The 15601-nt window shown below is 50.7% G+C and carries 18 protein-coding genes; 14 read left to right on the top strand and 4 right to left on the bottom strand.

Annotation, left to right across the window (positions count from 1 at the left end; translation table 11 throughout):
• The first annotated feature begins 52 nt into the window (after window positions 1-52).
• The 4 genes from Z042_RS07080 (at window position 53) to sstT (ending at window position 3890) form a co-directional block, all read left to right on the top strand.
• Window positions 53-559 (top strand): M48 metallopeptidase family protein, encoded by a 507-nt coding sequence (locus tag Z042_RS07080; protein WP_024911147.1) that lies wholly within the window; start codon window positions 53-55, stop codon window positions 557-559.
• 78 nt (window positions 560-637) lie between these two features.
• On the top strand, window positions 638-1618 hold the full coding sequence (locus Z042_RS07075) for a Gfo/Idh/MocA family protein (RefSeq protein ID WP_024911146.1): 981 nt from the start codon (window positions 638-640) through the stop codon (window positions 1616-1618).
• 1 nt (window position 1619) lies between these two features.
• Window positions 1620-2351 (top strand): glutamine amidotransferase, encoded by a 732-nt coding sequence (locus tag Z042_RS07070; protein WP_024911145.1) that lies wholly within the window; start codon window positions 1620-1622, stop codon window positions 2349-2351.
• Window positions 2352-2654: 303 nt separating this feature from the next.
• Window positions 2655-3890 carry a serine/threonine transporter SstT gene (gene sstT, locus Z042_RS07065; RefSeq protein WP_024911144.1) on the top strand — a complete coding sequence of 412 codons (1236 nt, stop codon included), beginning with the start codon at window positions 2655-2657 and terminating at the stop codon, window positions 3888-3890.
• A 3-nt stretch (window positions 3891-3893) separates the two neighbouring features.
• Here sstT and Z042_RS07060 read toward each other — a convergent pair whose 3' ends face one another.
• The 3 genes from Z042_RS07060 to uxaC form a co-directional block, all read right to left on the bottom strand.
• The gene (locus tag Z042_RS07060) at window positions 3894-4457 is read right to left on the bottom strand and encodes a YgjV family protein (RefSeq protein WP_024911143.1); all 564 of its coding nucleotides are present in this window, start codon (window positions 4455-4457) and stop codon (window positions 3894-3896) included.
• A gap of 74 nt (window positions 4458-4531) precedes the next feature.
• The gene (locus tag Z042_RS07055) at window positions 4532-6022 is read right to left on the bottom strand and encodes a UxaA family hydrolase (RefSeq protein ID WP_024911142.1); all 1491 of its coding nucleotides are present in this window, start codon (window positions 6020-6022) and stop codon (window positions 4532-4534) included.
• Window positions 6023-6030: 8 nt separating this feature from the next.
• On the bottom strand, window positions 6031-7443 hold the full coding sequence (gene uxaC / locus Z042_RS07050; protein WP_024911141.1) for a glucuronate isomerase: 1413 nt from the start codon (window positions 7441-7443) through the stop codon (window positions 6031-6033).
• A 558-nt stretch (window positions 7444-8001) separates the two neighbouring features.
• Here uxaC and exuR point away from each other — a divergent pair.
• The 9 genes from exuR (at window position 8002) to Z042_RS07005 (ending at window position 13508) form a co-directional block, all read left to right on the top strand.
• A complete protein-coding gene (exuR, locus tag Z042_RS07045) occupies window positions 8002-8784 on the top strand; it encodes a transcriptional regulator ExuR (protein ID WP_024911140.1) in 783 nt (260 codons plus the stop codon).
• 188 nt (window positions 8785-8972) lie between these two features.
• On the top strand, window positions 8973-9422 hold the full coding sequence (locus tag Z042_RS07040) for a hypothetical protein (RefSeq protein ID WP_024911139.1): 450 nt from the start codon (window positions 8973-8975) through the stop codon (window positions 9420-9422).
• Window positions 9423-9569: 147 nt separating this feature from the next.
• Window positions 9570-10250, top strand: coding sequence for a DedA family protein (locus Z042_RS07035; protein WP_024911138.1), 681 nt, complete (start codon window positions 9570-9572; stop codon window positions 10248-10250).
• Window positions 10250-10612 (top strand): EnvZ/OmpR regulon moderator MzrA, encoded by a 363-nt coding sequence (mzrA, locus tag Z042_RS07030; RefSeq protein ID WP_024911137.1) that lies wholly within the window; start codon window positions 10250-10252, stop codon window positions 10610-10612. Before Z042_RS07035 ends, mzrA begins: the two co-directional genes overlap by 1 nt.
• A 181-nt stretch (window positions 10613-10793) precedes the next feature.
• On the top strand, window positions 10794-11099 hold the full coding sequence (locus Z042_RS07025; protein WP_024911136.1) for an ElaB/YgaM/YqjD family protein: 306 nt from the start codon (window positions 10794-10796) through the stop codon (window positions 11097-11099).
• 2 nt (window positions 11100-11101) lie between these two features.
• The gene (locus Z042_RS07020) at window positions 11102-11521 is read left to right on the top strand and encodes a phage holin family protein (protein WP_024911135.1); all 420 of its coding nucleotides are present in this window, start codon (window positions 11102-11104) and stop codon (window positions 11519-11521) included.
• Window positions 11499-11786 (top strand): YqjK-like family protein, encoded by a 288-nt coding sequence (locus Z042_RS07015; protein WP_024911134.1) that lies wholly within the window; start codon window positions 11499-11501, stop codon window positions 11784-11786. Before Z042_RS07020 ends, Z042_RS07015 begins: the two co-directional genes overlap by 23 nt.
• Window positions 11787-12052: 266 nt before the next feature.
• A complete protein-coding gene (locus Z042_RS07010; RefSeq protein ID WP_024911133.1) occupies window positions 12053-12448 on the top strand; it encodes a DoxX family protein in 396 nt (131 codons plus the stop codon).
• A gap of 73 nt (window positions 12449-12521) precedes the next feature.
• Entirely contained in the window at window positions 12522-13508 is a 987-nt protein-coding gene (locus Z042_RS07005; RefSeq protein WP_024911132.1) for a glutathione S-transferase family protein, read from the top strand.
• A 16-nt stretch (window positions 13509-13524) separates the two neighbouring features.
• Here Z042_RS07005 and Z042_RS07000 read toward each other — a convergent pair whose 3' ends face one another.
• The gene (locus tag Z042_RS07000) at window positions 13525-14430 is read right to left on the bottom strand and encodes a LysR family transcriptional regulator (RefSeq protein WP_024911131.1); all 906 of its coding nucleotides are present in this window, start codon (window positions 14428-14430) and stop codon (window positions 13525-13527) included.
• A 110-nt stretch (window positions 14431-14540) separates the two neighbouring features.
• Here Z042_RS07000 and Z042_RS06995 point away from each other — a divergent pair, with 110 nt between their 5' ends.
• Complete coding sequence (locus tag Z042_RS06995; RefSeq protein ID WP_024911130.1) at window positions 14541-15242, top strand: pirin family protein; 702 nt, start codon at window positions 14541-14543, stop codon at window positions 15240-15242.
• Window positions 15243-15601: the final 359 nt, after the last annotated feature.

The following is a 15601-nucleotide window of genomic DNA, read 5'->3' as shown; positions in this document are numbered from 1 at the left end:
GGCCGAATAACCCAACCAACATACCTGCAACGTGAAGTCTAACGAGTACAACATGCCCGAACTGAGTTACCTGCAAGGCTATCCCGACCATCTGCAAGCACAGGTGCAGCAGCTTATCCAACAGCAACGGCTGGGTGAGGTGCTATTACAACGCTACCCGCAGGTTCATGGCTGCACCACCGACAAATCGTTGTATCAGTTTACTGTCGAGCTGAAAAACCAATACCTGCGCAATACGCAGCCGCTGAGCAAAGTGGCCTACGACAGTAAAATCCAGGTGATGAAACATGCATTGGGCCTGCATACCACCATTTCCCGCGTGCAGGGCGGCAAGCTGAAGGCCAAAGCGGAGATCCGCGTGGCAACGGTATTTAAAAACGCGCCGGAACCTTTTCTGCGTATGATTGTGGTGCATGAGCTGGCCCATCTGAAAGAAAAGGATCACAACAAAGCCTTCTACAGCCTATGCTGCCATATGGAACCCAGCTATCACCAATTGGAGTTTGATACCCGGTTGTATCTGACACATCTGTCGCTATTCGGTGAACTGTATGAATAAATAGGGATTTTAAACACATTTAACGGCACCATAATCTGCTTTACTAAACCACTTTACTTGCAGGAACCGGAGCTATTTATGATTCGCTTTGCTGTCGTCGGCACCAACTGGATTACGGGAAGCTTTATTGATGCGGCACATGAGAGCGGCAAAATGAAGCTGACCGCCATCTACTCGCGTAATCTCGAACAAGCGCAGGCTTTTGGAGCTGATTACCCTGTCGAATATTTTTTCGATTCGCTTGAAGCACTCGCCCAATCGGATGTCATCGACGCAGTGTATATCGCCAGCCCAAACTCCCTGCACTGCCAACAATCCCTGCTGTTTCTCAGCCATAAAAAGCATGTGATTTGCGAGAAACCGCTGGCATCTAATCTGCGAGAAGTGGAAAAGCTGGTGGCCTGCGCGCGGGAAAACCACGTGGTACTGTTTGAAGCGTTCAAAAGCGCCTATTTGCCGAACTTCCTGGTGCTGCAACAAGCATTGCCGAAAATCGGTAGGTTACGTAAAGCGTTTCTCAATTTTTGCCAATACTCTTCTCGCTACCCGCGCTATCTGGCCGGTGAAAATCCCAATACGTTTAATCCACAGTTTTCCAACGGTTCGATCATGGATATTGGCTACTATTGCGTTGCCAACGCGGTGGCGCTGTTTGGCGCCCCCAAATTGATAATGGCCAGCGCCACCCTGCTGGATACCGGGGTAGATGCACAGGGTACCGTCTGCCTGAATTACGGTGATTTCGGCGTCACCCTCTCACATTCCAAGGTCAGTAACTCGGATATTCCAAGCGAAATTCAGGGCGAGGAGGGAACGCTGATAATCGAGAGGATCTCCGAATATCAGGCAATCGTGCTGACACCGCGCGGAGCAAGCCGGCAGGATCTGACCCAACCGCAGCACATCAATACCATGCTGTACGAGGCCGAAGCCTTTGCCGATCTGGTGGAAAAACAGCAGATAGAACACGTTGGCTTGGAGAACTCCTTAATTATCGCTCGCTTGCTGACTGAAATCCGTCGTCAGACCGGTGTGATATTCCCGGCGGACGGAGCATAAGATGAAACCACTGCTGTTGATGCAAACCGGCGATGCGCCGGAAGCCATTCGGCGCGAACGGGCCAATTTTGATCAGATGTTCCTGCAACAAGGGAATATTGCCGCCGATCGCGTGCAGATCGTGCATCTTCCTGCCGGTGAAACTCTATTACCACCTGAAAGCTATTGCGGCGTGGTGATTACCGGTTCACCCGCGATGGTGACAGAACAACACGCCTGGAGCGAACAGGCGGCGGCGTGGTTGCGCCAGGCAATGCGGATCAAACTACCGATTTTTGGCGTGTGTTACGGCCATCAGCTTCTGGCCCATGCACTAGGGGGAACCGTAGGCTATCACCCACAGGGCATGGAGGTAGGCACGCTGGAGATCGAGCTGCTGCCCGCGGCCAGCAACGATAAGCGCCTGTCGGTATTGCCGCCGCGCTTTAAAGCTAATCTGATCCATGCCCAAAGCGTGCTCACTCCCCCCGTTGGGGCAGAAATTCTGGCTCGCTCGCAACAAGATGCCTGCCAAATCCTGCGCTACGGTGACAACGCGTTGACCACCCAGTTCCACCCGGAATTTGATGGGGCAACCATGCAGCATTATCTGAACTGGCTCAGCGCATCGAAGCCGGAAAATCAGGAGATATATCGGCTTAAACAGCACCAGGTGAGCGATACCCCTGTTAGCCAGATGCTGTTGCAAGGTTTTGTCGTCAACCTTGGGGCACAACGGAGGGCGCTTGGGTAATCGTTCATTACCTGATAGCCATTACTCGATTGGGGCGCTCACTGCCCCATAGATTATTTGGCAATTTGCTTTAAATACCAAATGTTATTGCGATCACACAAATGTAAACAGAATGTTGTCACTGATTGCTTTGTGCACGTAATTTCACCTCCGCCCCTTTTCAACTTCCCTCATTTACTGAATACTGACCGAGTAAACACATTTAGCGACAGAAATGAATAAAATTTATCTGGCAACGTTCCTGCTGGGCAACGCTATCTGTACACCAATATCTCAGGGAAGCGGAAACGCAAAAAAGGTCTCATGAATAAACTCTTAATACGGATTACCCAGGGCAGCCTGGTGAAGCAAATTATGGTCGGCCTAGTGGCTGGTATCGCGGTAGCAATGGTTTCTCCGGCTGCTGCTATTGCCGTTGGCCTGCTCGGTACGCTGTTTGTCGGCGCGCTGAAAGCCGTTGCGCCACTGTTAGTCCTGGTGTTAGTGATGGCCTCGATCGCCAATCACAAGCAGGGACAGAAAACCAATATTCGCCCTATCCTGTTCCTATACATGTTGGGCACCTTTGCGGCAGCGTTAACCGCCGTGATAACCAGCTTTGCTTTCCCTTCAACGCTGGTTCTGGCGGTAGGTAATACCGATATCAACCCACCGGGGGGTATCGTTGAGGTTGTCAGAAGCCTGTTGATGAGCATCGTAGCCAACCCGTTCCATGCGCTGATCAACGCCAACTATATCGGTATCCTGGCCTGGGCGATCGGGCTGGGGCTGGCACTACGCCATGCCTCTGATACCACCAAATCACTGATCAATGACATGTCTGATGCCGTGACTCTGGTGGTACGCGCGGTGATCCGCTGTGCGCCGTTGGGTATTTTTGGCCTGGTGGCCTCCACGCTGGCGGAAACCGGCTTCGGTGTATTATGGGGCTATGCTCAACTGCTGATGGTGCTGATCGGCTGTATGCTACTGGTGGCGTTGGGGCTTAACCCGCTGATCGTCTATTGGAAAATCCGCCGTAATCCGTACCCGTTGGTATTCACCTGCCTGCGCGAAAGCGGCGTAACTGCCTTCTTTACCCGCAGCTCCGCAGCCAACATCCCGGTCAACATGGAACTCAGCAAAAAGCTGAATCTGAATGAAGATACCTATTCGGTTTCTATCCCGTTGGGCGCCACCATCAATATGGCCGGGGCGGCGATCACCATCACCGTGCTGACGCTGGCAGCGGTCAATACCCTGGGGATTCCGGTGGATCTCCCCACCGCTCTGCTGTTGAGCGTGGTGGCCTCTATCTGTGCCTGTGGCGCTTCTGGCGTGGCCGGTGGTTCACTACTGCTCATCCCACTGGCGTGCAATATGTTTGGTATTCCGAACGATGTTGCAATGCAAGTGGTAGCGGTGGGCTTTATTATCGGCGTCTTGCAGGATTCGGCAGAAACCGCGCTGAACTCTTCCACTGACGTGCTATTTACCGCCGCCGTCTGTCAGGCAGAAGATCAGCGGTTGGCAGATAAAAATCCGCTGAAAACCCGCTGAGGCTTAACGATCGTCAGCAAGGCGCCCCATTGAACTGGGCGCCTTTTTTTCGACCGCGAAAGGATCAATACCGCGTAACTGTAAACGGCGGAAACGGATAATGTTGAAGCCGTTCATCAGCAGGAAGCTGCCTTCAATCAGCGAACCACCAATCGACCCCAGCCAGATATTGTGTATTACCCAACACGCGGTTGAACACCACATCACACAACGGGTCGTCAGGCCACGGGTACGAAACAGTGCCCAGGTGCTAATGGAAGTCCCAAAAATGGGCAACAATTCGATCCAGTATTTGAAATGAGACAGGCCAACGCTCAGCGTTAACATGATGAATATCCACATCACCCACAGGCTGCGGGTGCGCATGGAGATCAGGTTACGGCACGCGCTTAATAGTGCGCTGCTGCCAGCGGCGCTGGCCCCCATCAGGAAGTAATGAATGCCGATAATCAGGCTATAGCCCGATAGTTGTAATTTGAAGCGTTGATCGCTGCGATTGAAGAAACTGGTGATGCCAAACAAAAAAGCCAGTAGGCCAATGGCCTGAGCAAACCAATAAAACGTCATTAGAAGTCCTGGGGCGGAAATAACCAAGCGCTGGAGTTGAAACGCTGTTTTATGCTACTCCCGCCCGCCGGGCTTTACAATGTTACCCCGCTTTTAAAAATGGCCAACTCACGGAAGTCATTGACTTCGTTACGCGCCGGTTTACCGTCGGCAATATCGACAATCAACTCAACAAACTGCTCCAGCATATGATCCATCGATACGCCATGGATCAACTGCCCAGCATCGAAATCGATCCAGTGCGGTTTTTTGGCCGCCAGCTCCGAGTTGGTCGCCAGCTTCACCGTTGGCACAAACCCACCGTATGGCGTACCTCGCCCAGTGCTGAACAACACCATATGGCAACCGGCACCGGCCAAAGCACTGGTGGCCACGGCATCGTTACCCGGCGCACTCAGCAGGTTCAGCCCTGGCTGGTGCAAACGCTCACCGTATTTCAAGACATCCACCACCTGGCTTTGCCCGGCTTTTTGGGTACAACCAAGCGATTTCTCCTCCAGCGTGGTAATGCCACCTGCTTTGTTACCCGGAGACGGGTTTTCGTAAATTGGCTGATCGTGGGCGATAAAATACTGCTTAAAGTCGTTAACCATGCTGACGGTTTTTTCAAAGGTACTTTCGTCGCGACAACGGCTCATCAGGATACGTTCAGCACCAAACATTTCTGGTACTTCCGTCAGCACGGTGGTGCCGCCATTAGCGATCACGTAATCCGAGAAACACCCCAGCAATGGGTTAGCGGTAATGCCGGACAAACCGTCTGATCCACCGCATTCCAGGCCAAATTTCAGCTCACTTAGCTTACCCGGCTGACGGCGATCGTCACGCATCTGTTGATACAGCGCATGTAAATGCTCCAGCCCAGCCTCCACTTCATCATCCTGCTGCTGGCAGACCATAAAACGCACCCGCTGCTCATCAAATTCCCCAAGCGTGGTACGGAATGCATCCACCTGGTTGTTTTCGCAGCCCAATCCGATCACCAACACCGCTCCAGCATTGGGGTGGCGCACCATATTTTGCAGCATGGTACGGGTGTTTTCATGATCCTGGCCCAGTTGCGAACAACCGAACGGATGGCTGAACAGGTGAACGCCGTCGATCCCTTTCGCTTCCTCGGTTTCCTTCAAGAAACGCTGTTGGATCTGGCGGGCGATGCCATTGACACAACCCACGGTGGGGATGATCCACAGTTCATTGCGAATCCCCACCTCACCATTGCCGCGCCGATAGATCTGCACTTCGCGATCGGCCGCCTGCGCCGGTAAGGTCTGGAATTCTGGCTGATACTGGTAGCTATCAAGATCGCTCAGGTTGGTTTTGGCATTTTGTGAATGAATATGCTCGCCCGGTGCGATCGCCACCAGCGCATGACCAATGGGTAAACCGTATTTGACGATCATTTCCCCCACGGCAATCGGCTCAAGCGCAAACTTGTGCCCACGTGCCACATCTTGCGCCAGTATGATGACGCGCTCGTTCAGCGTTTGTGTTTCACCGGCGGCTAAATCACGTAATGCTACTGCCACATTGTCTTTTGAATGAATTTTTATGATGCTTTGCATAAACCAACCTATGCCAATTCGATAGCAAAATACTGTTTGGCATTATCGAAACAAATGTTTCTCACCATGTCACCCAGCAATGCAATATCCGCCGGAGCCTCACCGTCTTCCACCCAACGGCCAATCATCTGGCAAAGGATACGGCGGAAGTATTCATGACGGGTGTAAGAAAGGAAGCTGCGGCTGTCGGTCAGCATGCCGACAAAGCGGCTGAGCAGCCCAAGCTGGGCCAACTGCGTCATCTGGCGCTGCATGCCGTCTTTCTGATCGTTAAACCACCAACCGGACCCAAACTGCATCTTGCCCGGCGTGCCTTCACCCTGGAAATTACCGACCATGGTGCCAATCACTTCGTTATCACGCGGATTGAGGCAGTAAAGGATAGTTTTCGGTAAAGCGCCCTGTTTCGCCTGCGCATCCAGCAAGCGTGATAACGGTTCAGCCAGAGGCTGATCGTTAATCGAATCAAAACCGATATCCGGGCCAATAGTGGTAAACATTCGGCTGTTGTTATTACGCAACGCACCGATGTGATATTGCTGCACCCATTCACGGCGCTGATATTCCTCCGCCAGGAAAAGCAGCACAGCGGTTTTAAACTGTGCACTCTGCTGCGGGGTGGGTATGTTGCCGCTCAACCGCTGCGCCAGAATAGTATCCAACGTGGCTTCATCGGCTTCACCGTAAACCACCACGTCCAGCGCGTGATCCGAAACTTTGCAACCGTGCGCCGCAAAATGATCCATACGTTTTTTCAGTGCAGCACGCAGATCGCTGAAACGAGAGATTGAGGTATCCGCTGCGGCTTCCAGTTGCTGTAAATAATCGTTGAAGCCGGGTGCTTCAATGTTGAATGCTTTATCTGGCCGCCAGCTTGGCAATACCTTGATATCAAAGCTGCCGTCAGCGGCAATGGCTTTATGGTGGCGCAGATCGTCGATGGGATCGTCGGTAGTCCCCACCATTTTCACTTTCATTTGTTGCATGATGCCGCGCGCGCTGAATGCGTCTTGTGCCAGCAATTGGTTACCACGCTGCCAGATTTCATCTGCCGTGGCCGGTGACAGCAACTTGCCAGTAATACCAAACGGGCGGCGCAGTTCCAGGTGAGTCCAATGATACAATGGGTTACCAATGGTATGCGGCACCGTTGCCGCCCAGGCATCAAATTTTTCCCGGTCAGAAGCGTCACCGGTGCACAAACGCTCAGCGACCCCATTGGTACGCATTGCGCGCCATTTATAGTGATCGCCCTTCAACCAAATATCATACAGATTCTGGAAACGGGTATTTTCAGCAATCTGCTGCGGCGGCAAATGGCAGTGATAGTCGAAAATAGGCTGATCCGCTGCATAATCATGATAGAGACGGCGGGCAAATTCACTGTCTAACAAGAAATCATCGCTCAAAAATGTGGCCATATCAGGTTCCTCACCTTGTTTTCTAGCTTAACCTTGCTATTTATTCCTAAAAGTTATCACACCAATTAAGATCGACGTATAACAATATTTTGACTTACCAACATCTAAAAACCGCTTAAAGCGTATTTTAAGAACAAAAAACCACCAAAATGGCATGGCGTTATGTGCATCATTATTGCCTAATTAAATCACAGCTTTTGTGATATCACTCAACTTTTAAATCTGTATGACAGGTTAACGTTTTATTATGCGCCCCTGTTTCAACCATTGGCAGGGGCGTGACGCAGGAAGTACCTTGATAAGCAAAATATCAGGCAGAAAATCAGGCTGCGGAATAATACGGGTTTGCGGGTGGCGGAGATTTCAAGATTGGGTGAGATTTTGGCCCTGTAAAATTTACCGTACAACTGAAGCAAGATGATTCCTTAACCACGTTCAGCCAGGCCTCTATCAGCCCCTTTGTCACAGGCTTTCTGCGTTAGGCCCACTGGCAGCCTTAACGGATAAGTGGTATAACAAGTACTATAATTTTATGCCTTCCTACCACGAGTATTCACTATGGGATTCACTGAAACCAGACGTCTTTACCAGCAATTGGCCGCCGAGCTTAAGCAACGCATTGAAACTGGGGTTTATCTGGTGGGTGATAAGCTGCCAGCAGAGCGCTATATTGCGGAAGAAATGAACGTCAGTCGCACCGTCGTGCGCGAAGCGATCATCATGCTAGAAGTTGAAGGTTATGTCGAAGTGCGCAAAGGCTCAGGGATTCATGTGATCTCCAACCAGCAAAAAAACCTGGTGGTGCCGGGTGACAGCATCGAATTCGCCACCGCCGGGCCTTTTGAACTGCTGCAAGCGCGCCAATTAATCGAAAGCAACATCGCCGAATTCGCCGCCACTCAGGTGACCAAACAGGATATCGTTCACCTGATGGAAATCCAGGAACAGGCTCGCCTGGAGGATCGCTTCCGCGACTCACAATGGGATCTCAAATTTCATGTTCAGGTCGCGCTGGCAACCCAAAACACCGCTATGGCCACTATCGTAGAGAGAATGTGGGTACAACGGATTAGCAACCCTTACTGGCTCAAGCTACACGAACATATTGATGAGCGTTCGATCGCCAGTTGGTGTGACGATCACGATCAGATCCTCAAAGCATTGATGAAAAAAGATCCTCACGCAGCCAAGCTGGCAATGTGGCAACACTTGGAAAACACCAAACAGATGCTGTTCAACGCCACCACCGATGATTTCGAATATAACGCTGACCGTTATCTGTTTGCAGAAAATCCGGTGATACATCTGGAAAGCGTCACCGCCAGTAATAACAATAAATAGCGTCCCACTGTCAAAAAACATTGGTTTACGTCTGGGAATGTAAAATCGGCTGAATCGATGCCAAAATTGGCGCTTGCCGGGTGATATTTTGCCTGCGCTAACGCAGATTTCCCTGTTGCCAATCATGCTATTTTGGTAGAGTTAGAGCACTTTTTTTACCTATTGGCTTTGAGACGGAACACAAATACATGCGATGGTTGTTTGCCATGCTTATTGCTCTTTTTTGCTGGGCCAGTTCGGTCTCCGGCCAAAAGCTATATGCAACGCAAACCGCAATCATTTCCACCGTATTGAGCCCGCAGGTATTAAATAGCCTGCCCGAGTTTCTCTCTTACGAACCGGCTCCCTCTTCCAAAGGTGAAATCCGTCGTAAAGCCCCTGGCAAGTTGCTGCTGTTGTTGCCCCGGGTACAGCCCTGCCCCAGTTCGTTACTTTCCCCCGCACCGCAGGTTCCAGCCTATACTTTAGCAACGGCCCTAGCTCGCTATGCCAAACCTCAGTGGCAAATAGATTTACCACTTTCTCACCGGCTGCAACAAATCAACTGGGCCTTACACTCCTCTCAGCAGCAAAGCAGAATTGGTGGTTGGAAAAACAGTAATATTCTTTACCGTGGTTCGCTGACTTATCACTCATGATCCGGCGTTGCACCCATGAGCATTAATCAATAAAGCAACACCGTTTCATTACTGTCAGCAATCTGGGTTTTCCGCGAGTTTCCCGCTCACAGTCGCCCTACAGCTGAATAAAATAAACAATGATGTTTGACGTTTTAGGAACACTGGATGGATATTATTAAGCAACTGTTGGATGCCTTATGGCAGCAAGACTTTGAGACGCTGGCGAACCCTTCGCTGGTTTGGACGCTGTATGTCCTGCTGTTTATGATTTTATTTCTGGAAAATGGCCTGCTGCCAGCGGCCTTTCTGCCTGGCGACAGCCTGCTGATCCTGGTGGGTGTGCTGGTTGCAAAGGGTACCATGAATTTCCCAGTGACCATCTTTATCCTGACGACCGCCGCCAGCCTGGGGTGCTGGGTCAGCTATATACAAGGCCGATGGCTAGGGAATACGCGCACCGTGCAGGGCTGGCTCTCACATTTACCCGCTCACTATCACCAACGTGCACATCAACTGTTTCACCGCCACGGACTGTCGGCTCTGCTGGTTGGCCGTTTTTTGGCCTTTGTGCGCACCTTGTTGCCCACCATCGCCGGTTTATCTGGCCTGAGTAATGCACGCTTCCAGTTTTTTAACTGGATGAGTGGGCTACTTTGGGTATTGATTCTGGTTTCCGTGGGCTTCGCTTTGGGGAAAACCCCTGTATTCCGTAAGTATGAAGATCAGCTGATGTTCGGCCTGATGATGCTGCCACTGGTATTGCTGGTCATCGGCCTGGTTGGTTCATTGGTTGTCTTGTGGCGCAAGAAGCGCTCAGGTCATCACGATCAAGGGAAAGGCGCGTGATCGCTCAACGCCCGCGCTGGCAATACGCACTCATTATCGCACTGGCACTGCTGGCATTGACCATCGTGTTGGTGCCTTACATGGTGCATACAGAAAGCGAGCTGCGTATCCAATCCGTTCACCAGGGCCTGTCACTGCCTGACGGTTTTTATGTCTATCAACGTTTGGATGAATACGGTATTCGCATCAAAAGCATTACACCCGAAGGTAATAATCTGGTGATCCGTCTGGATTCCCCTGAGCAACAATGGCAGGCACGTGAAGCCTTACAAACTATTCTCTCTCCTGGCTATACCATTTCCCTGAGCGAGTCTTCAACACCAAACCACTGGTTCATCCGTTCGCCACTCAATCTGGGATAATTCTTTTTTGCAGAACGGTTTTACTACCAGCGAATTTATCGATGAGAACCACATCAAGCGGGATTTTAGTAGCCCATATCGTGGTTAGTCAGTGATATCAACCGGGCATAAGCCCTTTTCTCCATCGAATAAATCCGCTATGTTGAAAGTCTGTTGATGCAAAAGTTAAGGAGATATCGCAATGGCACAAGATTCAAATGCAGAAAACTTACGCGCTGAACTGAAGTCTCTGGCCGATATGCTAGAAGAAGTTCTGAACTCTTCCACCGATAAATCTAAAGCTGAGCTGGAAAAACTGCGCGCCAAAGCAGAAGACACTCTGAAAGATACCCGAGCACGCCTGACTGATGCAGGTGACAAATTGGCCCATCAAACCAAACAGATGGCTTGCCAGGCTGATGATTATGTACGTGAAAACCCATGGGCCGGGGTCGGTATCGGCGCAGCGGTTGGTGTGGTGTTAGGCGTTCTGCTTGCGCGCCGTTGATTATGGCTGATCATCCTAAAAACAGCGCCCAAGGCCCTGCTAAAGGGGTCTTGGATATTGGTCAGCGCATCCTCACTATTCTGGTCAACATGGTGGAAACGCGGGTGCGCCTGGCCGTTATTGAACTGGAAGAGGAGAAAGCCAACCTCATTCAGTTACTGATGATGGCCGGGCTTACCCTCCTATTCACCGCATTCGGTCTGATGAGTTTGCTGATGCTGATTTTCTGGGCGATCGATCCCGCCGATCGTTTGTTCGCATTGGGTACTACCACCGCAGTCTTGTTATTTCTGGCGGTTATCGGCATGTTTTGGACCCTGGCTAAAGCGCGTCGCTCAACCTTGCTGAACGCAACACGTCAACAATTGGAGCTGGATCGTGCTCAACTGGAGGGAAAGCATGAATCACCGCCAGTACCGTGACAGGGAAAAAACGTTGCTGATTCGGCAGATCCAACAACAACGTCTGGATCTGGCCGAAAATAAAGCCCTCTGGCTGGAAAAGACTGAACGTTTCGATCATGGCTGGCAGAGGTTATTTAGCCAGCGCAAATATGTGTTTATCGGTTTCAGCATTATGGTTTTATACGGTATCCGCCATCCCACCAAATTGCTCCGTTGGTCACAACGTGCCTTTGGTGCCTGGAGCACCCTGCGTGTAATCCGCAGAGCCTTTCCTGCAAAATAACGCCCCATACTTTATTCAACTATCCCGTTATAAAATACCATCTTCTCTTATCTAGCCACAAGAAAAAACACAACCACATGATTTAATTATCTTTTCAATCACAGAAATATTCATTTTTTTTGAAAGAAAAAGACAATTTTACTTGCTAACAACTATTACTATTCTCATCTAATATTAATTTCATTAACAGGCTACGAGCAGTGCAGTACCCCCTCCGGCCGCACAGATGCCAAGATTGGCGAACAAAATCACTTTTGGAGTTAATGATGAAAAAATTAGAAGATACAGGTTTGCTGGTTGCACGCATTCTGATGCCAATCCTGTTTATCGTGGCAGGCTACGGCAAAATGGGTGATGCCTATGCAGGCACCCAACAATATATGCAAGCGATGGGCGTTCCTGGTTTCCTACTGCCATTAACTATCCTGTTAGAGCTTGGCGGCGGCCTGGCCATTTTGTTCGGTTTCCTGACCCGCACCGTGGCACTGTTCACCGCAGGTTTTACTGTTTTGACTGCACTGCTGTTCCACATTAACTTTGCAGAAGGCGTCAACCAACTGATGTTCATGAAAAACCTGACTATTGCCGGTGGTTATATCGTTCTGGCGGTTGCAGGCCCGGGTGGTTTCAGCATCGACCACCTGCTAAATAAGAAATGGTAAGATAATCCCAGCACCAGAGGCCCGATACAGCGGGCCTTTTGGCCTTGCTTGCTCAGATATACAGGAGGTTCCTATGGGGCAACTCGTTGATGGTGTTTGGCAAAACGTCTGGTATGACACCACCTCTACCGGAGGCCATTTCAAGCGTTCAACCTCACAATTTCGTCACTGGGTCACGGCAGAAAATCACTTGGGTGAGGATGGGCAAACAACATTTAAAGCAGAAAAAGATCGCTACCACCTGTATGTTTCCCTTGCCTGCCCTTGGGCACACCGTACCTTGCTGATGCGCCAGCTGAAAGGTTTGGAGCAGATAATCCCGGTTTCCATCGTACATCCACTGATGCTGGAAAACGGTTGGACCTTCGGGAAAGACTTCCCCGCCGCCACTGGAGATACGCTTTACCATTCCGATTTTCTGTATCAGCTCTACCTGAGGGCAGATCCACATTACAGCGGCCGTGTCACCGTGCCAGTACTATGGGATAAACAGCAGCAGACCATCGTCAGCAACGAATCTGCTGACATCATCCGTATGTTCAACAGTGAATTTGACGCCATCGGCGCCCGCGCAGGCGATTATTATCCTTTGGCACTGCGTACAGAGATTGATGCGCTAAATAGCTGGATTTACGATTCGCTGAATAACGGAGTATACAGAGCCGGTTTCGCTACCCGCCAAGCTGCCTATGATGAGGCAGTAGACGGCGTATTTGCCGCGTTGCAACGACTGGAGCAGATATTAGGACAGCAGCGCTACCTGACCGGTGAACGCCTGACCGAAGCCGATCTGCGCCTGTGGACCACGCTGATTCGCTTCGATCCGGTGTATGTCACCCATTTCAAATGCGATCAACAGCGCATCAGCGATTACCCTAATTTGTACGGTTTCCTGCGTGATATTTATCAGATGCCGGGCCTTGCTGATACGGTCAACATGCCCCATATCCGCCATCACTATTATCGCAGCCATGCCACTCTTAATCCGCACGGCATTGTTTCTATTGGGCCAGAACAGGATTTGCATGCGCCACATGGGCGCGATCGGCATTTCCGCTGATGTCTATCAGATGAGGCTAATGATTCCCCTGTTGGGCAAACAGACGGGGGATCTCCCGCAGGAACCAGGATTTAGCCTCCCCCATGCTGTCACGCCGCCAAGCCATAATAATATCGGCCTCCTGGCTGTATTCCGGCCCAACCACCCGCAAACGCCCTGCTTCAATATCTTTTTCCACCATCGTATACGGCAAGGTGGCTACGCCTAATCCTGCCAGCAGAGCGCGGCGTTTATCTTCAATGGTGCTCACCGTCAGGCGTTGCTGTTTATCCAGCAACTGCACGGTCAGGACTGGCCGTTCTCTTGCCGTATCAGCCACCGCAATACCACGGTATTTCACTCGCGTGGTTTCCGACAGTGGTTCGGGTTCCTGATGGATCGGATGATCTGGCGCCGCCACATAAACACTCATCACTTGATACAGCTTGCGGGTATTGATTTCCGATGACGCGCGGAAATGCATGTCTGGTGCAATAACAATATCAGCACGCCCTTGCTCCAAACGTTCCCAGGCACCCGCCAGCACTTCGGTAAAGATAGAAACCTGTGTGTTGGCCTTCAGCGCCAGTTTGTCGATCAGCGGAAACAGTTTGTAGGCGGGTGATAATGCTTCGCTGACAATGGTCAAATGGGTTTCCCAGCCACGGGCTAACGCTTCAGCATCCGTGGTCAACTTATCTGCGGCTTCAAGCAAAACACGCCCACGCTCAAGCAGCATCCGCCCGATATTAGTGAATTTGGTACGGTGCCCTGAACGATCAAACAGCACCACATCCAATTCTTCTTCCAATTTTTGCATCGTATAGCTGAGTGCCGAAGGGACTCGGCCCAGTTCATCAGCGGCAGCGGCAAAGCTGCCACGGCGATCAATCGCATCCATCACTCTTAGCGCCTCAAGCGTTAACGCACGATCTCTGGCCATTAAAACTCTCTTTCAGGAAATTTGAATATACTAACCAGATTAACTTGCTAACAATCCAGCGTCCAGATGCTTACCATTTGGGTAACTAATATTTTAGAAAGCCAATCACCATGATTACATGTAGAACAGCACAACAGTGCGGGCAAGCTGATTTTGGTTGGCTACAGGCTCGCTATACGTTTTCCTTTGGGCATTACTTTGATCCGAAACTGATGGGTTACGCCTCGTTACGGGTATTGAATCAAGAAGTGCTGGCACCAGCAGCTTCATTCCAGCCACGTATCTACCCCAACGTAGATATCCTGAACTTGATCCTGCAAGGAGAAGCGGAATACCGCGACAGCGAGGGCAATACCATACGCGCTGAAGCCGGAGAAGCCTTGTTGCTGGCAACGCAAAATGGGCTCAGTTACAGCGAGCAAAATCTTAGCAGCACCACGCCCCTCACCCGCATGCAACTGTGGCTGGACGCCTGCACGGAGCGCAGTAATGAACGCATACAGTGCCTGAGCCTGCTACCAAAACCCCATACGCTGCTGGCTTCACCCGATGGCGTGCAAGGTAGCCTGCAACTACGGCAACAAGTATGGATTCATCACCTGGATTTACAAGCTGGTGAATTACAGGAGTTAGCGCTGAACGGGCCTCGCGCTTATCTGCAATCGATCCACGGCACATTTTCAGCAACCGGTGAACACCATGATAGCCAAACATTGACCTGCGGAGATGGTGCGTTTATCCATCAAGAAAACCGTTTGACCATCCAGGCCGAAACACCGCTGCGCGCCTTACTGATTGATTTACCGCTCTAGCCCGATAAATGTAAAAAACCCCGTGCAGCTCACACTGCGCGGGGTTATTGATTACAGGCTCTATACACCAACTAAAGGGAGACGAAACCGGGGTTCCCTGGTGTGGGCACACTATTATGTTACTCCCCGGTTCGCCATTCTGTAACAATTACGTCGTAAATACTCCGAAATACGTGGCAAAATTGTAATAAGTTAGGCCGACCTGCTGCTACAGATACCTATAAACGTGTACAGCAAGCCAAAGAACAAGGGTTAAGCTCCATCTAAAGCTGCTACTGAATTGGATTTGAGTCTTTCCACCATAAAACGCAATTGGAACATCACTGATGTCGTAACGCCTCGTTTGATTAAGGATAGCG

This window comes from Chania multitudinisentens RB-25, from assembly GCF_000520015.2.
In the GTDB taxonomy this organism is placed as follows: domain Bacteria; phylum Pseudomonadota; class Gammaproteobacteria; order Enterobacterales; family Enterobacteriaceae; genus Chania; species Chania multitudinisentens.
This window is presented reverse-complemented; position numbering and strand designations above follow the sequence as displayed.